We start from the raw sequence: 17,879 nt of genomic DNA, 5'->3' as shown, positions 1-17,879 counted from the left end.
TCAATTCGAGAGACGCCTCTTTTTTTGTTTTGACCATACTTTTGACCATACTTTTAAAAATTCATATACGCGGCATATTTTTCAGCGGTTTGTTCCTTGGCTTTTTCGGTTACGTGAGTATAGATATCCATCGTGGTTTTTATATCGGTGTGCCCCATTCGCTCTTGTACTTCTTTAATGCTGACGCCTGCTTCAAATAATAAGCTGCAGTGTGTATGCCTAAAACCATGAATAGTAATCTTCTCTAAATTGTGTTCCTTTAAAAAAGCTTTCATAAAATTATTCAGATAATCGAGGTAAAGATGTTTATTGTCAATGTCAGTAAACAAAAGCTGTTCAGGTTTGAGAGTATTAATACCTAGCTTTAGATATCTTCTACGTTGCTCTTTTTTCCAAGATACAAGGTACTTAAGAGTTTCATCATCAATTGAAATAGTACGACGGCTATGCTTTGTTTTGGGAGTCTGGAATATTTCTTTACCGTATTCACTTTTTGCCAATGTCTGATTGACTGATATAGTGCCTTTTGATAAATCGCAATCTTTCCAACGCAGGGCCTGTAGCTCTCCTTTTCGTAGTCCTGTGAATGACATCACTCTGAACATAGTAAACAGTTGTATGTCTTCGTGACGGTTTAAGATCTCTAAAAAATTCTTTAATTGCTCTTTAGAATAAAAAGGGGAGACATATTTTTCTTGATCAATTCGTTCGGATTTTCGTGGTCTTATCACATGATTCATTGGATTAGTTGAGAGAAGACCGATTTTAAGCCCATAATCAATTATTCTAGTCGTTAAGCCAATAAGATTAGGATACTTTTTATAGTAAGTGAACCAATTATTCACTTGTTCTTGACAATAAACAACGGTTATTTTGTCTAACGAGAGCGATCCAAACTTTGGCAGAATATGTTTTTCAATCGCATTTTTTTGGACAAATAGCGTGCTTTCTTTGACCGTGTTTTTATATTGTTCGTACCAAAGATTATAGACTTCTCTGAAAGTTGGAATTTCAATTTTTTTAGTTGGAAGTCCGTTTTTCTCAATTTCTAATTCTAGTCTTGATAAGGCTATTTTAGCCTCCTTTTGTGTTTTAAATCCTCTTTTGGTAGTATATTTTTTCTTCTTTGTCATCGGATCAATCCCTAAATATGTTTTAAAATACCAAGCTTTCTCCCCGTTTTTCTTTTTATATTGTTTAATCATAGCCATAATAAAACCCCTCTCAAGAGTGTACGTTTGATTGTATATCAAAAAGAAAAGCCCGTAGGCTAATCTCTGATTTCATTTGGACAATAATTCCGCCTTTTTTAAATCAAATTCTTCTTGAGTGATTATTCCATCATCTAGCAATGATTTAAATGCTCGTAGTTCATCCGTAACGCTAGTTTGGTTTGACGGCACAATATTTTCAATTGATGGTGCTTCGTCAAGATTATTTTTTTCTACAATGGGTTGTAACTTTTCTGCGATTTGAATTAGATGATCAAGACCATTTCGAAATTTTTTGCTGTCTTTCCTGACTTTCTTTGAAATTATTTCAATTTTTATTGGCGGTTCATCTTTTATTGATACTTCGAGATAAAGATTATCTACCAACTCTTTTTCTTTACCTTTGCCAATAATTGCTCCAGTTATCATTCCGGCGGGGCCGAATAATACAGTTCCTACAGCAGCCGCTTTTGCTCCGCTGGCAATTTTTGATTGACCATTTTCAACAATCTCAAAATCTAATATATTATCGAATGGTATATTTCTTTTAGCCCATAAAAAACTGATAAATTCTTTGTCATAGTCAAGTAGTATGGTTAGCCCCACTATCGCTGTATTATCACTGTATTCTGTTTCTTGAATACTTTCGATAGCAATACCTTGATCTATTACTTCAAGTGGTAATAGGCTGAGAAGCTCCATAGCTTTCTCTGTTTGTTTGTCTGTAAAGGTGAAAACATTTTGTAAAAAAATATTTTCACCATCAAAAGGTTCTCCATCTAAACTTAGATAAACATAATTCCAAACACTTCCTTGAGTAGACGGGGTCTTATAGTATACACATTTAATATCAGAAAGTTTGAATTCATTCTTTTTTATCATTACTTTAGATCCATCGAATGAAACTTTCCGTTTTGCTAAAGTTCCGAATTTCCCTTCAAATATATTCATTTTATTCCCTCTTTCTGCTAAAATATAGTTGTAATCGTATAACAGTGCCCCAATCAAAGCCGTAAACTTTGAAGGGGTGTTTTTTTGTCAAAATGCAGTTTGCATTGTTCCATAGTATTCGTTTTGTTATACTAGAAAAGGCAACTTGCCCCGAAAGCGGGGTGAATGTCTTGTTTTATCAAATAGTTTCGTTAGTTGTCGCACCACTCTTTGTGGCTTTAGTCAATACGCTAGTTTCTCATTGGTTAGATGAGAAAGACGACAACTGAAAGCAAGTTGCTTTCTAACCCACACGCTTATCACTCCACAATAAGTGCAAAGAAAAGCCCAACCTATGCGACTAGGTTGGGCTTTTGTGATGTCTTGCGACAAATAGTTTCGTTTCCACAACCAAAGTATAGCACGATCTTATTTTCGTGTCAAAAATTTGTCAAATCAAGATACAACTTTACCGAGAACTTTAAAATGCTCTGGGTCAGTCACCACAATATCAGCATACTCCTTATTTAGTGAAACAAGCGTTATACATTCATCTTTTAAGTATACTTTTTTGAAGTACACTTCACTCTCATATAAGACGATTGCCAGCATACCACTCCGAACATGCCCACCGTTTGAAAAAGACTTGACGAAAATATACTCCCCATCCTTATAAGTAGGTAACATAGAATCGCCATTAATTTTCAATACATAATCAAACGGTTCGTCTGGAAAGTCTGATTCAGGTAGATATACTGTTTCGGCTCTTTCTACCCCAAAAAGAAATTCACCTGTTCCCGCAGATACAGCACCGTAACCTTCAGCAGCACGTTTTTTTTCATCCTTATAGGATTGTATATCAGTGATTTTTGGGGACTGTTGGGCAGGTTTAGTTTGTTCTGCTAATTGTTTTTCTGCACATTTGTAGACTAATTTTTGTCGTTCGTCATCGAGCTTTCTCATAATTGAAGTTGTTTTGTCTATGACGGTCTCTAAGGGCGGGACTAGTTTTATTTCGGGGAAGAACTTGTTAATAGAGATATTAAATAGATCAGCCAGTTCGAAAAGTACGTCTTGATTCGCTTTTCTGTCTCCGTTCTCATACCTACTAATAGATTGCCTTGTAGTATTAAGCTCTTCTGCTAAATCATCTTGAGTTAAATTATTTAGTTCTCTATAAAATTTAATCTTTCCGCCGATGTATTTTGATAAATCCATCTTCGCACCTCCTTGATAACAGAATAGCACGAAAAGCACCGAAATGGAACTATTTTTATTTTTTTAGAGATTTTAGCTTGCACAAGCACCAAAATGGTGCTATAGTGATCTTGTAACCGAAATGGTGCTCGAGAGGAGGTGTTTATATTGCAAAAGGAATTGTATGACTTAAGAAAAAACTATAAGAAAATGACGCAACAAGAATTAGCGGATTATTTAGGGATTTCGGTTCAAGCGTATCGAGAGAAAGAAAAAGGAAAAAATGCATTCAATCAGGACGAGATGTTTGCAATCGCAACCTTATTTCAAAAACGATTAGATGAAATTTTTTTACCACGCAAGCACCGAAATGGTGACAAAAGTAAGCAACCAGCATAGGAGAAACTATGACCGATGTAACCAAAAAGCCACCTGCGGAAACAGATGGCAGACTAATCATTTTCATTACCAGCTAGAGCAGCAGCTGAGGCCGAAGCGTTCTTGTTAAGTGACTGTGCAACAGAAATAACTTTATTCATGTTATGGGCCGATGGCAACACATCCCCTGACATAAGTTTTGCAGCTTGAGCAGCTGCACCAAGAGTTTTGACTTGTGACATTTCAGTAGCTACTTTACTCACATTGTTATCCTAGTAGTTTTTTATCAACTAGTTCTTATGGTTTCCCACAAGGTCAGCATATCTCATCAACCTTCTGGCAAAGGTCGTTGGGCGCTCGTGGATAGGTTATTGTTCCTTTTACTCACTATCTATGCGTTGCACCTTCTACAAGCGGAAACCAAAGGACTTGTAGCTTGGCTCATGGTTGCCTTATCAGAATGACTTAGGGTTCCCTTGAATTCACCCAATGCTAAGATTCCAATTACTTGGAAACAGGGCAGTGAAAATGATTAGTTACCTTATTGTATCAAAATAAACAATAAATTTTAAGAAAAACAAAAACAACCAGCATAGGAGGCAATGAAATGTCAAACTTACAAAAATTTACCAATGAGTTATTTCTACTAGAAGTAAAGTCAGAAAATGGCGAATCATTATTTGATGTAGAAAGTGTAGCAAGAAGTTTAGGATTAACCCAAATGAAAAATGGAAAAGAGTATATCCGCTGGGAAACGGTCAATAAATATTTGAAGAAATATCTTTCCCAAGAAGTTGGGAAAAATGATTATATAAGCGAACCAATGGTTTATAAACTAGCGTTCAGAGCAAATAACTCGTTAGCTGATAAATTCCAAGATTGGCTAGCGGTTGAAGTATTGCCTACCATTAGAAAAAACGGAATGTACGCTACAGACGAGCTACTAAACAACCCAGACTTGTTAATTGAAGTAGCGAATAAATTAAAAGAAGAACGCACCTTGCGACTTGTAGCGGAACAGAGAGTAAACGAATTACAGCCCAAGGCTGATTACTACGACAACATTCTAAACAATCCAGGATTAACTACTGTAACAGCTATTGCTAAGAATTACGGAATGGGCGCACCAACGTTTAATAAATTGCTTCATGATTTAGGCGTTCAGTACAACCAGAGCGGAGTGTGGTTCTTATATAGCAAGCACCAAGACAAAGGGTACACGCACACAGAGCCATTTGATTATGTAGATAGCAACGGTCGCTCGCAAGTTAAGGTTCGCACGAAATGGACGACTAAGGGGCATATCTTCCTGTATCAGTTATTGAAGAGAAATGACGTGTTGCCGATGATTGAGCAAGAACAACTAGCGTAGGGAGGTTTAGGTATGCAGTTAACAATACCGGATGAAGTTATTGAAAAACAAATTATACCTCAATTTGTTCAGATAGCAGTACTGGAATTTGAAAAGAGAATGAAGCTTCTAACAAAAACAACGGAATTACCACCTTATCCCAATAAGAGTGAAGTGAAAAATATTTTAGGGATGGGTGACGACATGCTAAAAGAGTGGATTGCGGATGGATTACCGGTCATACCTTGGAGTAAGAAGGAAGATCGGTTTGATCGAGATGATATTAGATCGCATATAAACAAAATGAAAATTTAGAAGGAGGCTACAGCATGAATCAAATGCAAATTATTGAATTTTACAATCAACGATTATTAACTACGGAACAACTAGCGGAATTCTATGAAGCGACACCGAAAATATCGGTATCGTCGGAAGTCGGGTAAATCAACTTATTCTCTACACAAAACAAGGAGCTAGTCGTCATTCGAAAATGTTAGGCACGGATCGAGCGTGGGATATGTTCGATGAATTGGAAGAAAACTATTTCAATCCAAAGCAACAAATCAAAATCCCAACATCTAATCGGGAATTAATACTACTAGCTTTAGAAGGGAACGAAGAAACAAATCAACGCATCGATAAAATTGACGAACGTTTAGTAGATATCGAAGAAAACAAACTGATCACTTCGGAAGATAAAGGAACAATCGATCGAGCCGTTCGAAAGAAGGTTTATCAAATCTGCAAGGAACAACATCTAGGACAAAACGCTAAAGGTATGTTGTATCAAGATTTAGGATCGAGCATCAAGCAACTTTTCAACGTTCCGAATCGTGGGCGAATTAAAGATAAGGATTTCCGAAAAGCATTGAACTTTATCAATAGCTGGGAACCGTCTTCGGTGACAAAAGAACGTATCAATCAGATTCAAACAGAATTGGAAATGTAGGAGGAAGTTAAATGAAAATCAATAAAAAGTTAGAGCAAAAATGGCAAGAGTGGGAAACAACGATGGAAGGCGCTGAGATGTTTTTAAATGCTGCAAGAGATTTGGGTTCAACTGTCATAACTGAGGATGCCACTGTTGTTTGCCTAACTAGTGAAAAAATCCAATTAACCATTGATCAGTTGAAAGAAGCCAAGAAATTAGTTGGAAAGCTAGAATTTGCAGAAGAATTACTGGAATAGGTAAATACTTTTGAAAGTAGGTTGAGGAGAGAAGTGACTATGCCTAGGAAAACATGTCAAAAGAAAATGATAGCGACTACCGGTCCCTACACGTTTAAGCAGGAAGAATTGATTGAGAAGTCAATCGCAAAATCTATTCAAGACTTGCAGTACCTTGTCCATGATAAAAAAAGCGTGTTAAGCGATCGGCAGCTTGAAGTTGCTAAAAGTGAGTTGAAACAATATCAAGAACTGCAGTATCAAAATAGGCTTAATCGCCTTATAAATATGAAATGGAGATAAGACTATGAAAAAGACAGACACACTTTTTATTGGAGCCATCTTAGGTTTACTCGTACTAGTAGCACACTACAGCGTAGTGGGAGGAAGTATTTTCGCAAGTTTAATGGTTTTGATTAACCTATTAGATTCGAAAGAAAGGAGAACATATGAATCGAAAAGAAGCTTTGAAGAAAGGAAAAATGATTGCTGATCGATGGTGGTATGACAATAAATCAACTATTTTAAGCAAACAGCTAATCAATAAACAAAAAGCATGGATACAAATAAAAAAGTGACTCCGCCGGCAAGCAATGAGTCACATACAAAACATATCTAAGGAGATTTTAGCATATGAATAATGAACTTTCCACTTTAGATGAATATTTAACTAATCCTGATTGGGGTAAACCGACTATTAATGAAGTGGAGGATGAAGTAGATGAAGACTAGTGAAGAAACAAATGAGATTTATAAAGGGCTATATCAATTGAAAGGTAAGCTACAACAACCTAAATTCGATGCCTCTGTAAATTATGGAACAAAAAACGGTGGGGAAATGAAATTTGAGTACGCAACACTTAAATCTATTGAATCAGCTATAAGAAATGCTGCTCAAGAGTCTGATAGTGGGATTGATTTTGGTCAAGATGTAGTTACAAGTGATAACCATGTTGCAGTAACAACGTGCGTTTATCATTCAAGCGGTCAATACATTCTATATGGTCCTTTAGGCTTTCCGTGTAATACAAAAAATCCACAATCTTTAGGTAGTGTAATTACTTATGCAAAAAGGTATTCGCTGGCTAGCTCATTTGGAGTTGTCGCAGATGGGGATGATGACGCCAAAATTGGTGCTGATGAGAATGAAAAGATTCAGAATGACAATGATTTAGATTCTGAGTTTAAACAGACATTTGATGATTATGTTCATCGAATCGCTCAGTTAACTAATCAAGAAAAAGAATTCATAATTGCTACAACGCTAGAAAGAAGCGGTTTTAGTAGCTTTAAACAAATCGACAGAAATTCCTATTCGAAAATCATTGGATTTCTTAAACGCTATGCATTGAAAGCAGAGCAGAAGAAAAAAGAATCGGAAAATCACAATAAACCATCTTGGGAGGATTTATAAATGAGCAATGAACTATCAACAGAAGTCATCTTTGATGTTAATTATCAACCAAGTGTAATTGAAATTATCAATGAAGATCAACTAGCGAATTTAATCAATGCAACTGTTAAGCGTTTTGAAAATTTGATTTTTAAAGAAGAGGATATTGCAGATGCTAAGAAAGCAAGAGCGGAACTAAATCGAATTTTTGATTTGATCGATTCTAAACGAATAGAAGTGAAGAAGGAGTTTAGTGAACCTCTTGCTGTATTTGAAAAACAAATTAAAGCCTACAGCGATGAGATCAAGCTAGCATCTGAAGGTATTGCTGACCAAATCAAAGAATTTGAAGCTAAAACAAAGGAAGAACGAAAAACAATTGTTTTGGCATTCATCAAAAAACAAGCAAGTAAGGCTGAGATTGAAGCTAATGAAATCAGCCTCCAAAGTAATTGGCTGAATGCTTCAAGTTTTACAGCCAAAAACAATTTAACGAAAAAAATTGAAGAAGAAATAATTGCTGAATGCACAGCAATAAAACAAGAAAAAGAAAACTACGAACAGCAAAAATCGTTGGTTGAAAGCTATGTAAAAGCTTATGGTCTTGAGTCAATGGCTTGGATCTCTTTAATTGATGAAGGACTAACTGCAGCACAGATTTTTCCAAAGATAGATCAAGCTGTCAAAGAATTAAGAGAAAAAGAAGAGAAAGAAATAGAAAAGACAGAAAAACAGATCAAACAAACAGCAACTCCAGAAAGAGCTGTGGTAACAACACAAGAAATAGACACCGATGAACCCAAGTATTCCTTTGCTCTAAATATTACAGGCACTGCTAAACAACTGTCAGTTATCAAACAAACGATTGAAAGCTTAGGTGTAGAGTACTCCGTTGAGATGAATTGATCAACGAATCAGAAGAAAAAGAAGTGATTTAATTGTTTAAACCGCTAATCGATTCATATTCTGCGATATTAAAGCATTTCAAAGGACAAGAAATTAGCGCAACAATCAACGAAGAAATAAACATCGAACGACTTAAAACGATGTACGAAGGTTATGAAGGCGATCGGATCATTGAAGTGCGTTTTATCGATCCACGTCGCTTCACAGCCCAGCAAAGAAACTTCATTTATGCGCTCATAGGGGATATATTCATCGATACAGGCACGCCAACAGATTTCTGGAAGGAATTCTTCTACTTTCGTTTTGAAGGTGTCACAGGGCGAAAAATAAGCCTCAAGGACGAATCGGATACAACTGTAAGTGACGTAAACATCCTAGCAAATATCATCTTAGATTTCATCTTTGAACATCATATTCCATTCAAAGAAGGGTATGAAATCTTACCAGCGAATCAAGAATACTACTTGTACAAATGTATTACGAAAAGAGTCTGTTGTATCTGTGGAAGAACAGGAGCTGACATTGATCATTTTGATAAAGCATTGGGTAGACGAAAACGTAAGAAAATTGATCATTCAGAATACACTTACGCAGGACTTTGTAGAATCCATCACACGGAAAAACACAAAATAGGTGTGACCAATTTCAAAAATAAGTATCAAATCAAAGGAATCAAGTTAAACCAGGAGACAATCAAAAAGTTAAATATCGGAGGGTAAAGTGAGAACAATTAATGATAATTTTAAAAAATTGAAAGAAGCCGAAGATAGACTAAATAAACTCAGAAAAGAGTTTGTAAAAAATGAAGAAGAACTCCTAAAAGAGATTAAATTGCAGAAGTCATATATTGAGCAATTTAATAGCCATGATGAGAATGTAGCTATCGGTATGCAACTAGTTGAAATAAGACGATATAAAGAATGGGAAAAAGAGCTGCGTTCACTTTTAAAATTCGCTATAAAAACTATTGAAGAAGGAAATCTACCTGTAATGCTCGAAGAAAAAGAGGTATTTGGTTATTGGTATAACGAGGGGTTTCGAAGCGGTCATTCGAGAACAATCCGTAGATGGTGTGGTCAAGATTATTCGCATGAACGTGCTCAAATCAGGTTTATTGATGAAATGTACGAATCTGAGTATCAACTTACTTCACAAGATACATTAGCAGTATTGGCACATTTATCGCATACATTATGTCAGCTAGAGGAGAAATAATGATGATTAGTTTAAAAACAGCAGCATTTGAACGAGCATGGCGCACTAAATATAAAAAAATGAGTCCGAGAGACAGATTGTTCTTAGAAATCATGACATTTGCTTTCATCGGTACACAAGCTGAACAAAGTGATATTAGTGTTGAAAAAATTAAGACCAATAGATTAGTTAATGGAATTACAGAGACTTGTTACCAGTACACGATTACTGTTGTGGATGAGGAGGAATAATTTTGGCAGAACATCGAAGTTATTACGCCATCATACCTGCAAATGTTAGATATGACGATTCATTGATACCTAGTGCAAAACTTCTTTATGGAGAAATCACAGCTTTGTGTAATGAAAAAGGTTATTGCTGGGCTAGTAATGAATACTTTGCCAATCAATACAAAGTAAGTAAGCCAACAATTCAGAATTGGCTAAAGTCACTTGAAGAAAAAGGCTATATATATCGAGAAGTTAAGTACAAAGAGGGTAGTAAAGAAATCGAGGCTAGGTATATAAGAATTCTTGGTGGGGGTCACCAAGAAAATTTGGTGGGGGGTCACCAAGAAATCTATCAAGATAATAATACATCTATTAATAATACATTTAATAATACAAAAGAATATATAAGAGAGTTACCGCCTTCGAAAAAATCGAAGGCTAAGCCCATCCGTCATAAATACGGAGAGTACAAAAATGTTCTCTTGTCAGATGACCAAATGGAGAAACTCAAAACAGAATTCCCTAATGATTATCAAGAACGGATTGAACGGTTATCCGAGTATTGTGAATCAGCTGGTAAAACTTATAAAAACTATTTGGCGACTATTCGAAGCTGGGCGAGAAAAGAAAAAAATGAATCTAAGAAGAACCAAAAGACATTCCCTAACTCCCGAGCGAAGCATCATGTCACTCGAAAAGAGCCAGAGCCAAAATGGTTAGCGGACTATAACGAACAAGAAAGGCTCAGAAAAGAAAGAGAAGCACATCAATATGACGATGTTCCTTTTTAAACGTGAGGTGATATTTTGAAAGAATATAACTATCTCAAGCTGTTAAATAAACTCGGCGAGTGTAAACAAGGCGATGAGCATAAATGTTTGCAGGCAGTTTATAGACAGCTAAAAGATTTGACCGAAGACCAAATAAAAAACGATCGTTCAAGTTGGAGTAAGTTGCGTGTTTACTATGCGCTATATGTAGACTCTACAAAACTAGAACATATTTTGGTAAAGGAAAAAAAGAAAAAAGAGGAGCTTTATGTACAAAAGATGAAATATTCTCTTTTGTCATTCGAAGAGTGTTACCGAGGTCTACAGAAATATTTGAGAGATCAGTCAAAAGGAGCGATTGTGTAGGTGGGACAGCCAAAAAGAACAGGTGGGACACCTAAGCAAAGGCCAAGATTTTCTCTTGACGATGAAACCTTGGCACAACTTGCTTGGTTGTATGCGCAAGATACCAAAAAGACAAGTCATCGAATCTATCCATCGGATACGTTGAAGAAAATCATTAATGAAGCGTACACCGTGCGCAGGGCATTTAGAAATTAGTAAATGGAGTTAATTTTATGAAACTAACAGAAGATTTTGTTCCTTTTGCAGAAATGAGGGAATCGGAATGAATGGTTTGAAAAGCTTACTAGATATCGCATCAGCTTTTCTAGGATGCGGACTTATTTTAGCAATGGCAATGCTTGTAGTAGCAGGAGTAGTCAAATTAGGCGTGCTACTTTGGCAAATGATTTTTTAGGAGAAAGAAAATGTTAGCAATGAAAATTGAAAACTATCGAATCACTGAAACGAGTGATTGTAAAAATATTGTTCTATCACGAGTCATTCTTGATGAAAAAGGGAATATCCAATATACCGAAAATGAGAAAGGTGAAAAAATAGAATCGACTTCCTTTATTGGGTACTATCAAACACTAACTATGTGTTTAAGAGCCATACAGCGTGACTACGTGCTGAGAGAAGGTCACGTGATAAAAAGTATTATCGAGTATAAAAAGGCGCTTGAGCGTATCACTAGATACTTTGAGAGTGAATGTGAGATTGAAGGTGTAAAAAATGAATAAGAAAACAAAAATCAAACGAATTGCTGCGCTGACGTGTTCGGAGAAGTGGCAAGAAAATGAGGAGACAGTCGCAGAAGTTCAGAGAATTGCTAAAACGATTTGGCCCAAGGAAAAGTCTGGACGAAAACGACCAGGTCGAAAAATAGCGATTTGGCATGGTGACAGAATTCTAGTTACAGGCACAGCTGAACAGTTAGCAGAAATTACTGGGCTGTCAAAAAATATCATATGGAGTAGAGCGAAGCATATGGATATTGAGTCTAAGGGTCGTCAATTTAAATACATGGAGGAAGAAAAATGAAATTAACATCAAATTTTAAATTAATCGAATTAGGTACCCAAGAAAGAGAACCTAGCGTGACTCTATCAAAGTATGGCTTGAATTTTAGCAAGTCTGCAGCAGCATGCTTAAAATATTCCGAATATGCGTTACTTTACTTGAATGATAAAGAACGAATCATTGCGCTTGTACCTGCCACTAAAGGAGAAAAAGGTGCTGTACGATTTTATCGACCTAATAACAAGACGACAAAGAATCCAACAATCAAGAGTGAACGTTTTATTGCAGTAATCGGCAAATTATGTAAATGGGATATTGAAAATAAATCATATTATTTAAAACCGCAATTTTTAGAAGGTGGAAAAGGGATCTATCTTGACTTGAATGACGCTGTGGAAAGAGAAAGACGCAGATTTGGGAGGTAGGAAAGAATGGTCGGATTAACAATATTTTGGTGTGTAATTGGTGGAATCCTATCATTGGTGGGTTTCTATTTTATCAATCATAAGAGTAAAAACCAAAGAGATTACACAGTACTAGGAATCGTTCTACTGGCTATTGGAATAATGGTGGCAGTTGGAGCACAATTAAACATTTATATAAATGGCACGCAAGAAGATTTGGTGCGGTTTCTGTTTTGGACGAGAGATTAGGAGGATAGCAAATGAGTGATTTAGCCGAATACTGGAGAGACGTAAAACCCTATCTTAAAGAACGTCGAAAACAGCATGTTAAAAGAATGGGGGATTCAGCTACAAAAAATATTAAAGCGCTGGGATTCGAGTTTACCCATTACCCAAGCAATCACCAATTTTCAATCCATACACATAAGGGGACCATTGACTACTGGGGAACAACAGGAACATGGATTGAACGTAAAACGAAAAAACGTGGCAAAGGGTTACGTAGTTTAAGAAAGTATCTTGATTTGGAGGACGGCAAATGAAACGAATATCAATTAGTAAAGCCATTCGTCGATTAAGAAGCTATCTATACGCATGCGCTACTGGAGAAGAGCGAAAAGGCATAGAAAAAGCTATTACTATTTTTGAGAGTATGGAGGAAAACGAATGAAATCAATTAACGAGATATCTAAACAACCACGATTAAATAATATTGTGATTGGCAAAGATGGTCTTTCGTTCGTGTGGAGTGATGGGAAATGGAATTACGCAGTAATAGCGAGCAACGGCATGGGTTGGGATCATGTTTCTGTATCATGTCACAACAAACGGATTACTCCTTCTTGGGACGTGATGTGTAGAATTAAAGATATTTGTTTTGAGCAAGATGAAGTTGTAGTGCAATTCCATCCTAAAAATAGCGAATATGTCAATATTAAAAACAATTGTCTGCATCTATGGAAACCGCAAAATGTTGAAATTCTAACACCACCGATAATTTTAGTTTAATGGAGGACAGCAAATGAACTATACACAACAAGAACTGGCTGATTTATGTCCGGAAGATGTGGCTGAATTCATCGATAATGAAGTCTTGCCTGAATATGCAGATGGCTTAAATACAGCAGAAAATGTTGCAGATTTTATGATTGATGAGGCTATTGACCGTTTGAGAATGTTAGAAATAGATTGCGCTGCTTATCATCGTTTACATGCAAAAGTTGCTTTGATTGATCCATATATAGCTTTAAGCCAAAATCGAAAAATACTCGTAGCTTTTATTCAGACTGTTTTTGACAATTGGTATGAGGAAAGAGAGGACAGCAAATGATACCGAAGTTTCGAGCATTAAATATAAAGACAGGATTTTGGTTTGATGAACAAGAATTAGTTTTTTGTGATGGTAAATGGTTCCAGGATTGGCGTAGTTTTGAAGACGACTTTCCGTTGGATATGCGAGATTGCGTTGTTATGCAATCCACAGGACTGAAAGATAAGAACCGTGTAGAGATTTTTGAGGGGGATATTGTGAAAACCCTCGGAGCTGATTTGGAAGAAACTTTATCAACAATAAAGTTTGCTGAGGGAGCATTTTGTGTTGATCACAAAAATCTTGGCACGGAATTTGAGTTTTTGTACTTTGTTGATTCACCTTTGGAAGTCGTCGGAAATATATACAAAAATCCTGACTTATTGGAGGTAGAGCGATGAAATATAGAAAGAAACCAGTAGTTGTTGAAGCAGTGCAATTCAACCCTAGTTATTCAAAAAATTGGAAAGAGTGTCATGATTTCATCGGTGGTTTTAGTGGCGAACGTAATTTTATTGATGAAACTTGGCGTGAAAAAAATAGAAGCGAAAGAATACCTTGTGTTTCCACAGACGATGGAATAAAACAACTTACTAATAAAGATTACATTGTAAAAGATGGATTTGGAAACTTCCATATATGTAAACCAGATGTATTTGAAAAAATGTATGAGGTGGTAGAAGGATGAGCAAGGCGTTGAAATGGCTAGAAGCAGATAGACTTGAAAAAGAGTGTGATAAAAATGTCGATCCGTATAAAACAGTAAATCATAGTTTTTTAGACGGATTCAATTACGCGTTAGCAAATATTCAGATGTCTGAAGAAATAGAACTCAACGACAATCAAAAAATCGTGTTGGAGTATTTGAAAGAAAAGTATCAAGAAACAGACAGCAAAGTATTTTTACCATTCTGGACATTAAAAAACAATTCTGTATTAAGTTGGCGAAGAGAGGAACAACTGTATGCAGTTTATATAAAAATGTCTGGTGAACAGCAATTTGAGATCTTGGCGGCATTCGCAGCATGGGGATTAGAACAGGAGGAAACGGAATGAAATATGTGTATATACCAGTGCTATTTACCGAAATAGCTAAGGGATTAGAAAACAAAGAGTTAAAAGCTAGTAACGTCTATTTTGAAACCGATAAATTCAACGGAGTTCGCTCTCTTTCAGATACAAAATTAGATTTAGAAGATTGTGCTAAAACAATCTTTTATCTGAAAAAAGAGTATAGCGCACCGACTGCAAGAACTGACTTAGCGCAAAAAAAACATAGAAGAACTTGATTTGGAGGAGGGATAATCATGATACACGAACTAAAAATACTACCAGAACACTTCGAAGCTGTCACAAGCGGACGCAAACAATTCGAGATTCGCAAGAATGATGGTGATTACAAGGTTGGTGATCGATTGTATTTAAGAGAATGGAACGGTGAGAATTTCACAGGTGACTCATATAAAGCAGAGGTAACTTATATTACTGATTATGCGCAGAAAGATGGATATGTTGTGATGGGGATTGAAGGACTGGAGGGAGCAAAATGAAAATCAATGAAGCTTTAGAGTTAATGCGATGGATGCGGAGGAGACGTAATGAAACTCAAAGACGAATTTTACACTGATACTTATGGAATTGGTGGCTTGATGATGGATCTACCAACTAAAAATCCTATAAAGCAAGTGGAATCAGAAATTAAAGTCGGCGATATGGTTCGTTGTACAGCAGAAGAGTTCATTTATCCAATCAGAGGGTATGTAGAACGTGTGTACAATCATTCAGCAGTTATTCGCATTGAGAATACGATGGATTGTGACAAAGAACTAGCAAAGAGCAAATCGAATGTTGCAGTGGCTCGATTAGTGGATATGGAAGTTCTATGATAAACACAATATATTGTATGCGAAAATACGTTCCTACAATATATCGTGGAAAAACCTGTGGATACTGTGGATAACAAAAACGACAGCCGACCACTGGCTGTCGTTGGAAGAATATTGAAATAATGAGCCATCTGTTTTCCGCCAGACGGCTCAACATAGATATAAGTAACGAGTGTAATCTCGCTACTTGAAAAGTTTAGCATAAGCATGGGTATAAAAAAAGCCGGATCGCTCCGACTGATGTAATAAACCCGACAAGTTTATTATATCACAAAAAGGAGCGGTTTGACTTAATGCAATTACTAAGAGATGTGGACTTTAGGCAGACAAGATGTAATGCGAGAGATGTGTTGAAAAACTTCCGACGGTTGGAGCGGATGGCAGGTCGTTCCTTGATAGACATTAAGTCACCGATTATAACTGACATGCCTAGGTCGCCAAAACACGGTAACAAAACAGAAGATGCGCTTATTCAAATGATGGATATAGAAGCAGAAAGGGATGCGATTTTAGTAGCTCTGATGAGTTTGAGCCTTATCAGTCGTCAAATACTCTATTATAGTTTTTGCGATGTTAATAAGCACTCTAATTATGAAATAGGACAACTAATTCAGGGGTATGGAGAGAAAAACGTAGAAAAGCTAAAATCCAATGCATTGATCGAATTTGCCGAAGCATATAAAAAAGGTTCATTGATTAAGTATCGGTGATTTTTTGTAGGGTTTTTGTAGGGATATTGTAGGGTTTTTGGACGAAAAAGCGTGTTAATATGATAGTGTCGAAAGATTAGGAAACAGGACATCGACAAAAACAATTTGAAGGGAGGAAATCTCCCTCATCGTTGTAATTAAGCTTCGATAGACAGCAGCAAATAAACTAAAGGATGTGGGGTTCAGCTCCTACAGTTAGTTCATATGTTGCTGTCTATTCTTATTATGTCGTTGTGGCGGAATGGGTAAACGCTATGGATGAGTCCTATTACTGCACTTTGGTGTGGTTGTGCAAGGTTCGATTCCTTGTCAGCGACTTTTGGGAGGACTTATTTAACACCGGCCAGTGTAATAAGTATCTGACCCATAATAATAGCAACTGAGGCTGTGGCAGGGAGGAGAAGCGGATGTCGGGCTTGTGTAGGTTGCTTGCTATAACTGCATCTCATTTCTGAGGTGTAGTTTTTACATATGAGATCACTCGTTGAGTGGTCTTTTTATTTTGAGGAGGAAAACATGGAAAAGCTTTGTGAGGCTGAAATAAGATGGATGATCAGAAAATATAAGATAAAGACGCGCAAGCAATACAAGCGGCAATTGTTTTTACAACGTTTGATCAAATCGTATTTTCCGTTTAGAACTATATATACTAGCCCTTCCCTTCGAATGTACGAAATAAACTTGGACGTTACAGAGTCTTTTTATCGGTCTATGCGTAAGGCATAAACCCACAAAACAAACACGATAAGCGAGGTGGTGAGATGAATTGATCGCATGGAATAAAATCAGACAGGAATACGAGAATGAAGATATAAGTTTGAAGGCGCTAGCTGAAAAATATGATCTTAGTCCTTCTACTGTCCGAAGCCGGAAGAATCGAGAAGATTGGCAACGCAACGAAACAGGAAATGTTGCAACGCATCGCAACGCAACGGACGCACCGGGAGGACAACGTAGCAATAAAAATGCGACAGGCAATAGCGGAGGGGCACCACCGAAAGGAAACAAAAATGCCTTCAAGCATGGCCTATTTGCCAAGATCATACCTAAGGAATCCTTAGAGATTGCACAGGAGCTTATAGACAGTGATCCGGCAGATATCCTTTGGAACAACATCATGATCCAATACGCTGCTATTATACGAGCGCAGGAGATCATGTTTGTGACAGATCGGGATGATCTTTCTAAGGAAGAATCAGGATGGACGTCTGGTGACGGTGGCAGCAGTTCTACGATGCAGGTCCAATATGCATGGGACAAACAAGCGAATTTCTTAAAGTCCCAATCAAGAGCAATGATGACCTTGTCGAACCTTATTAAGCAGTTTGTCTCATTAGCTGATGAACAAGACGAACGCCGCAGAAAACTGGATCTCATGGATGCGCAGATTGCTAAACTCAAAGCAACCACACCAGAAGCAGGTGATTCTGACGATGAACCAATTATCATCGTGGATTCTTGGGGTGATGATGAGTGAG

38 protein-coding genes are annotated in these 17,879 nt (G+C 36.8%); 34 read left to right on the top strand and 4 right to left on the bottom strand.

The window, feature by feature from the left end; genetic code table 11:
* Positions 1-53: 53 nt before the first annotated feature.
* Together DOK79_RS05560 and DOK79_RS05555 are read right to left on the bottom strand one after the other, a co-directional pair.
* The gene (locus DOK79_RS05560; protein ID WP_206857606.1) at positions 54-1,211 is read right to left on the bottom strand and encodes a site-specific integrase; all 1,158 of its coding nucleotides are present in this window, start codon (positions 1,209-1,211) and stop codon (positions 54-56) included.
* A 72-nt stretch (positions 1,212-1,283) separates the two neighbouring features.
* Entirely contained in the window at positions 1,284-2,162 is an 879-nt protein-coding gene (locus DOK79_RS05555) for an SHOCT domain-containing protein (protein ID WP_206857599.1), read from the bottom strand.
* 92 nt (positions 2,163-2,254) lie between these two features.
* On the opposite strand from DOK79_RS05555, the gene DOK79_RS05550 reads away from it, so the two are divergent.
* Positions 2,255-2,431, top strand: a complete 177-nt coding sequence (locus DOK79_RS05550; protein WP_339093070.1) for a type I toxin-antitoxin system Fst family toxin — start codon at positions 2,255-2,257, stop codon at positions 2,429-2,431.
* Positions 2,432-2,597: 166 nt separating this feature from the next.
* Here DOK79_RS05550 and DOK79_RS05545 read toward each other — a convergent pair whose 3' ends face one another.
* Positions 2,598-3,359: a S24 family peptidase gene (locus DOK79_RS05545; RefSeq protein ID WP_206857596.1), complete on the bottom strand. Its 762-nt coding sequence runs from the start codon at positions 3,357-3,359 to the stop codon at positions 2,598-2,600.
* Positions 3,360-3,506: 147 nt separating this feature from the next.
* Here DOK79_RS05545 and DOK79_RS05540 point away from each other — a divergent pair, with 147 nt between their 5' ends.
* Entirely contained in the window at positions 3,507-3,737 is a 231-nt protein-coding gene (locus DOK79_RS05540; protein ID WP_206857594.1) for a helix-turn-helix transcriptional regulator, read from the top strand.
* A 53-nt stretch (positions 3,738-3,790) separates the two neighbouring features.
* On the opposite strand, the gene DOK79_RS05535 is transcribed toward DOK79_RS05540, so the two are convergent.
* Positions 3,791-3,979 carry a hypothetical protein gene (locus tag DOK79_RS05535; RefSeq protein ID WP_206857592.1) on the bottom strand — a complete coding sequence of 63 codons (189 nt, stop codon included), beginning with the start codon at positions 3,977-3,979 and terminating at the stop codon, positions 3,791-3,793.
* A 344-nt stretch (positions 3,980-4,323) separates the two neighbouring features.
* On the opposite strand from DOK79_RS05535, the gene DOK79_RS05530 reads away from it, so the two are divergent.
* The 32 genes from DOK79_RS05530 to terS all read left to right on the top strand — a co-directional run bounded on the left by DOK79_RS05530 (position 4,324) and on the right by terS (position 17,878).
* Complete coding sequence (locus DOK79_RS05530; protein WP_206857589.1) at positions 4,324-5,088, top strand: phage antirepressor KilAC domain-containing protein; 765 nt, start codon at positions 4,324-4,326, stop codon at positions 5,086-5,088.
* Positions 5,089-5,100: 12 nt separating this feature from the next.
* Complete coding sequence (locus DOK79_RS05525; RefSeq protein ID WP_137073053.1) at positions 5,101-5,382, top strand: hypothetical protein; 282 nt, start codon at positions 5,101-5,103, stop codon at positions 5,380-5,382.
* 14 nt (positions 5,383-5,396) lie between these two features.
* A complete protein-coding gene (locus DOK79_RS05520; protein WP_242543321.1) occupies positions 5,397-5,510 on the top strand; it encodes an ORF6N domain-containing protein in 114 nt (37 codons plus the stop codon).
* A gap of 74 nt (positions 5,511-5,584) precedes the next feature.
* A complete protein-coding gene (locus tag DOK79_RS05515) occupies positions 5,585-6,016 on the top strand; it encodes an ORF6C domain-containing protein (protein ID WP_242699698.1) in 432 nt (143 codons plus the stop codon).
* An 11-nt stretch (positions 6,017-6,027) separates the two neighbouring features.
* On the top strand, positions 6,028-6,255 hold the full coding sequence (locus DOK79_RS05510; RefSeq protein ID WP_023520391.1) for a hypothetical protein: 228 nt from the start codon (positions 6,028-6,030) through the stop codon (positions 6,253-6,255).
* Between the two features lie 39 nt (positions 6,256-6,294).
* Entirely contained in the window at positions 6,295-6,537 is a 243-nt protein-coding gene (locus DOK79_RS05505; RefSeq protein WP_242543319.1) for a hypothetical protein, read from the top strand.
* Between the two features lie 146 nt (positions 6,538-6,683).
* Positions 6,684-6,812 (top strand): hypothetical protein, encoded by a 129-nt coding sequence (locus DOK79_RS05500; protein ID WP_258082402.1) that lies wholly within the window; start codon positions 6,684-6,686, stop codon positions 6,810-6,812.
* A 143-nt stretch (positions 6,813-6,955) separates the two neighbouring features.
* On the top strand, positions 6,956-7,648 hold the full coding sequence (locus tag DOK79_RS05495; protein WP_194179555.1) for an ERF family protein: 693 nt from the start codon (positions 6,956-6,958) through the stop codon (positions 7,646-7,648).
* A complete protein-coding gene (locus DOK79_RS05490; protein WP_206856915.1) occupies positions 7,649-8,533 on the top strand; it encodes a DUF1351 domain-containing protein in 885 nt (294 codons plus the stop codon). It begins immediately after the preceding gene.
* Between the two features lie 32 nt (positions 8,534-8,565).
* Positions 8,566-9,252, top strand: coding sequence for a putative HNHc nuclease (locus tag DOK79_RS05485; RefSeq protein ID WP_206856917.1), 687 nt, complete (start codon positions 8,566-8,568; stop codon positions 9,250-9,252).
* A gap of 1 nt (position 9,253) precedes the next feature.
* Complete coding sequence (locus DOK79_RS05480; RefSeq protein ID WP_206856920.1) at positions 9,254-9,748, top strand: hypothetical protein; 495 nt, start codon at positions 9,254-9,256, stop codon at positions 9,746-9,748.
* A gap of 2 nt (positions 9,749-9,750) precedes the next feature.
* Positions 9,751-9,978 (top strand): hypothetical protein, encoded by a 228-nt coding sequence (locus DOK79_RS05475; protein ID WP_206856921.1) that lies wholly within the window; start codon positions 9,751-9,753, stop codon positions 9,976-9,978.
* 2 nt (positions 9,979-9,980) lie between these two features.
* Entirely contained in the window at positions 9,981-10,748 is a 768-nt protein-coding gene (locus DOK79_RS05470; RefSeq protein ID WP_242543300.1) for a helix-turn-helix domain-containing protein, read from the top strand.
* Between the two features lie 15 nt (positions 10,749-10,763).
* Positions 10,764-11,093, top strand: coding sequence for a hypothetical protein (locus tag DOK79_RS05465; protein WP_206856923.1), 330 nt, complete (start codon positions 10,764-10,766; stop codon positions 11,091-11,093).
* Entirely contained in the window at positions 11,094-11,288 is a 195-nt protein-coding gene (locus tag DOK79_RS05460) for a hypothetical protein (protein WP_206856926.1), read from the top strand.
* 67 nt (positions 11,289-11,355) lie between these two features.
* Complete coding sequence (locus DOK79_RS05455; RefSeq protein ID WP_271523763.1) at positions 11,356-11,487, top strand: hypothetical protein; 132 nt, start codon at positions 11,356-11,358, stop codon at positions 11,485-11,487.
* A gap of 10 nt (positions 11,488-11,497) precedes the next feature.
* Positions 11,498-11,812: a hypothetical protein gene (locus DOK79_RS05450; protein WP_206856934.1), complete on the top strand. Its 315-nt coding sequence runs from the start codon at positions 11,498-11,500 to the stop codon at positions 11,810-11,812.
* Entirely contained in the window at positions 11,805-12,113 is a 309-nt protein-coding gene (locus DOK79_RS05445; protein WP_206856936.1) for a hypothetical protein, read from the top strand. The genes DOK79_RS05450 and DOK79_RS05445 overlap by 8 nt, the downstream gene beginning before the upstream one ends.
* Positions 12,110-12,517 (top strand): hypothetical protein, encoded by a 408-nt coding sequence (locus tag DOK79_RS05440; protein WP_206856938.1) that lies wholly within the window; start codon positions 12,110-12,112, stop codon positions 12,515-12,517. Before DOK79_RS05445 ends, DOK79_RS05440 begins: the two co-directional genes overlap by 4 nt.
* Before the next feature lie 6 nt (positions 12,518-12,523).
* Complete coding sequence (locus tag DOK79_RS05435; RefSeq protein WP_077152171.1) at positions 12,524-12,745, top strand: phosphocarrier protein HPr domain protein; 222 nt, start codon at positions 12,524-12,526, stop codon at positions 12,743-12,745.
* Between the two features lie 11 nt (positions 12,746-12,756).
* Entirely contained in the window at positions 12,757-13,038 is a 282-nt protein-coding gene (locus DOK79_RS05430; protein WP_206856940.1) for a hypothetical protein, read from the top strand.
* Positions 13,035-13,166, top strand: a complete 132-nt coding sequence (locus DOK79_RS05425) for a hypothetical protein (RefSeq protein WP_268745015.1) — start codon at positions 13,035-13,037, stop codon at positions 13,164-13,166. Before DOK79_RS05430 ends, DOK79_RS05425 begins: the two co-directional genes overlap by 4 nt.
* Positions 13,163-13,504, top strand: coding sequence for a DUF7694 domain-containing protein (locus tag DOK79_RS05420; protein WP_206856941.1), 342 nt, complete (start codon positions 13,163-13,165; stop codon positions 13,502-13,504). The genes DOK79_RS05425 and DOK79_RS05420 overlap by 4 nt, the downstream gene beginning before the upstream one ends.
* A gap of 13 nt (positions 13,505-13,517) precedes the next feature.
* Entirely contained in the window at positions 13,518-13,826 is a 309-nt protein-coding gene (locus DOK79_RS05415; protein WP_206856942.1) for a hypothetical protein, read from the top strand.
* Positions 13,823-14,206, top strand: a complete 384-nt coding sequence (locus tag DOK79_RS05410; RefSeq protein ID WP_206856943.1) for a YopX family protein — start codon at positions 13,823-13,825, stop codon at positions 14,204-14,206. Before DOK79_RS05415 ends, DOK79_RS05410 begins: the two co-directional genes overlap by 4 nt.
* Positions 14,203-14,493 carry a hypothetical protein gene (locus DOK79_RS05405; RefSeq protein WP_206856944.1) on the top strand — a complete coding sequence of 97 codons (291 nt, stop codon included), beginning with the start codon at positions 14,203-14,205 and terminating at the stop codon, positions 14,491-14,493. Before DOK79_RS05410 ends, DOK79_RS05405 begins: the two co-directional genes overlap by 4 nt.
* Positions 14,490-14,861, top strand: coding sequence for a hypothetical protein (locus DOK79_RS05400; RefSeq protein ID WP_206856948.1), 372 nt, complete (start codon positions 14,490-14,492; stop codon positions 14,859-14,861). Before DOK79_RS05405 ends, DOK79_RS05400 begins: the two co-directional genes overlap by 4 nt.
* A complete protein-coding gene (locus DOK79_RS05395) occupies positions 14,858-15,094 on the top strand; it encodes a hypothetical protein (protein ID WP_206856950.1) in 237 nt (78 codons plus the stop codon). Before DOK79_RS05400 ends, DOK79_RS05395 begins: the two co-directional genes overlap by 4 nt.
* Positions 15,095-15,112: 18 nt before the next feature.
* Complete coding sequence (locus DOK79_RS05390) at positions 15,113-15,355, top strand: DUF3850 domain-containing protein (protein WP_206856952.1); 243 nt, start codon at positions 15,113-15,115, stop codon at positions 15,353-15,355.
* 48 nt (positions 15,356-15,403) lie between these two features.
* Positions 15,404-15,691, top strand: a complete 288-nt coding sequence (locus DOK79_RS05385; RefSeq protein ID WP_206856955.1) for a hypothetical protein — start codon at positions 15,404-15,406, stop codon at positions 15,689-15,691.
* A 293-nt stretch (positions 15,692-15,984) separates the two neighbouring features.
* Positions 15,985-16,401, top strand: a complete 417-nt coding sequence (locus tag DOK79_RS05380; protein ID WP_207699454.1) for an ArpU family phage packaging/lysis transcriptional regulator — start codon at positions 15,985-15,987, stop codon at positions 16,399-16,401.
* A 766-nt stretch (positions 16,402-17,167) separates the two neighbouring features.
* Positions 17,168-17,878 (top strand): phage terminase small subunit, encoded by a 711-nt coding sequence (terS, locus tag DOK79_RS05375; protein ID WP_206854818.1) that lies wholly within the window; start codon positions 17,168-17,170, stop codon positions 17,876-17,878.
* Position 17,879: the final 1 nt, after the last annotated feature.

This window comes from Enterococcus sp. DIV1094 (assembly GCF_017316305.2).
In the GTDB taxonomy this organism is placed as follows: domain Bacteria; phylum Bacillota; class Bacilli; order Lactobacillales; family Enterococcaceae; genus Enterococcus_B; species Enterococcus_B mangumiae.
The sequence above is the reverse complement of the archived record's forward strand: the minus strand, read 5'-3'. Positions and strand labels throughout refer to the sequence as shown.

Coding starts and splice junctions, on each gene's coding strand:
- DOK79_RS05560 (WP_206857606.1), bottom strand. CDS start 1,211: ATGGCTATGATTAAACAATATAAAAAGAAAAACGGGGAGAAAGCTTGG.
- DOK79_RS05555 (WP_206857599.1), bottom strand. CDS start 2,162: ATGAATATATTTGAAGGGAAATTCGGAACTTTAGCAAAACGGAAAGTT.
- DOK79_RS05550 (WP_339093070.1), top strand. CDS start 2,255: ATGCAGTTTGCATTGTTCCATAGTATTCGTTTTGTTATACTAGAAAAG.
- DOK79_RS05545 (WP_206857596.1), bottom strand. CDS start 3,359: ATGGATTTATCAAAATACATCGGCGGAAAGATTAAATTTTATAGAGAA.
- DOK79_RS05530 (WP_206857589.1), top strand. CDS start 4,324: ATGTCAAACTTACAAAAATTTACCAATGAGTTATTTCTACTAGAAGTA.
- DOK79_RS05525 (WP_137073053.1), top strand. CDS start 5,101: ATGCAGTTAACAATACCGGATGAAGTTATTGAAAAACAAATTATACCT.
- DOK79_RS05520 (WP_242543321.1), top strand. CDS start 5,397: ATGAATCAAATGCAAATTATTGAATTTTACAATCAACGATTATTAACT.
- DOK79_RS05515 (WP_242699698.1), top strand. CDS start 5,585: ATGTTCGATGAATTGGAAGAAAACTATTTCAATCCAAAGCAACAAATC.
- DOK79_RS05510 (WP_023520391.1), top strand. CDS start 6,028: ATGAAAATCAATAAAAAGTTAGAGCAAAAATGGCAAGAGTGGGAAACA.
- DOK79_RS05505 (WP_242543319.1), top strand. CDS start 6,295: ATGCCTAGGAAAACATGTCAAAAGAAAATGATAGCGACTACCGGTCCC.
- DOK79_RS05500 (WP_258082402.1), top strand. CDS start 6,684: ATGAATCGAAAAGAAGCTTTGAAGAAAGGAAAAATGATTGCTGATCGA.
- DOK79_RS05495 (WP_194179555.1), top strand. CDS start 6,956: ATGAAGACTAGTGAAGAAACAAATGAGATTTATAAAGGGCTATATCAA.
- DOK79_RS05490 (WP_206856915.1), top strand. CDS start 7,649: ATGAGCAATGAACTATCAACAGAAGTCATCTTTGATGTTAATTATCAA.
- DOK79_RS05475 (WP_206856921.1), top strand. CDS start 9,751: ATGATTAGTTTAAAAACAGCAGCATTTGAACGAGCATGGCGCACTAAA.
- DOK79_RS05455 (WP_271523763.1), top strand. CDS start 11,356: ATGAATGGTTTGAAAAGCTTACTAGATATCGCATCAGCTTTTCTAGGA.
- DOK79_RS05450 (WP_206856934.1), top strand. CDS start 11,498: ATGTTAGCAATGAAAATTGAAAACTATCGAATCACTGAAACGAGTGAT.
- DOK79_RS05445 (WP_206856936.1), top strand. CDS start 11,805: ATGAATAAGAAAACAAAAATCAAACGAATTGCTGCGCTGACGTGTTCG.
- DOK79_RS05440 (WP_206856938.1), top strand. CDS start 12,110: ATGAAATTAACATCAAATTTTAAATTAATCGAATTAGGTACCCAAGAA.
- DOK79_RS05435 (WP_077152171.1), top strand. CDS start 12,524: ATGGTCGGATTAACAATATTTTGGTGTGTAATTGGTGGAATCCTATCA.
- DOK79_RS05430 (WP_206856940.1), top strand. CDS start 12,757: ATGAGTGATTTAGCCGAATACTGGAGAGACGTAAAACCCTATCTTAAA.
- DOK79_RS05425 (WP_268745015.1), top strand. CDS start 13,035: ATGAAACGAATATCAATTAGTAAAGCCATTCGTCGATTAAGAAGCTAT.
- DOK79_RS05420 (WP_206856941.1), top strand. CDS start 13,163: ATGAAATCAATTAACGAGATATCTAAACAACCACGATTAAATAATATT.
- DOK79_RS05415 (WP_206856942.1), top strand. CDS start 13,518: ATGAACTATACACAACAAGAACTGGCTGATTTATGTCCGGAAGATGTG.
- DOK79_RS05410 (WP_206856943.1), top strand. CDS start 13,823: ATGATACCGAAGTTTCGAGCATTAAATATAAAGACAGGATTTTGGTTT.
- DOK79_RS05405 (WP_206856944.1), top strand. CDS start 14,203: ATGAAATATAGAAAGAAACCAGTAGTTGTTGAAGCAGTGCAATTCAAC.
- DOK79_RS05400 (WP_206856948.1), top strand. CDS start 14,490: ATGAGCAAGGCGTTGAAATGGCTAGAAGCAGATAGACTTGAAAAAGAG.
- DOK79_RS05395 (WP_206856950.1), top strand. CDS start 14,858: ATGAAATATGTGTATATACCAGTGCTATTTACCGAAATAGCTAAGGGA.
- DOK79_RS05390 (WP_206856952.1), top strand. CDS start 15,113: ATGATACACGAACTAAAAATACTACCAGAACACTTCGAAGCTGTCACA.
- DOK79_RS05385 (WP_206856955.1), top strand. CDS start 15,404: ATGAAACTCAAAGACGAATTTTACACTGATACTTATGGAATTGGTGGC.
- DOK79_RS05380 (WP_207699454.1), top strand. CDS start 15,985: ATGCAATTACTAAGAGATGTGGACTTTAGGCAGACAAGATGTAATGCG.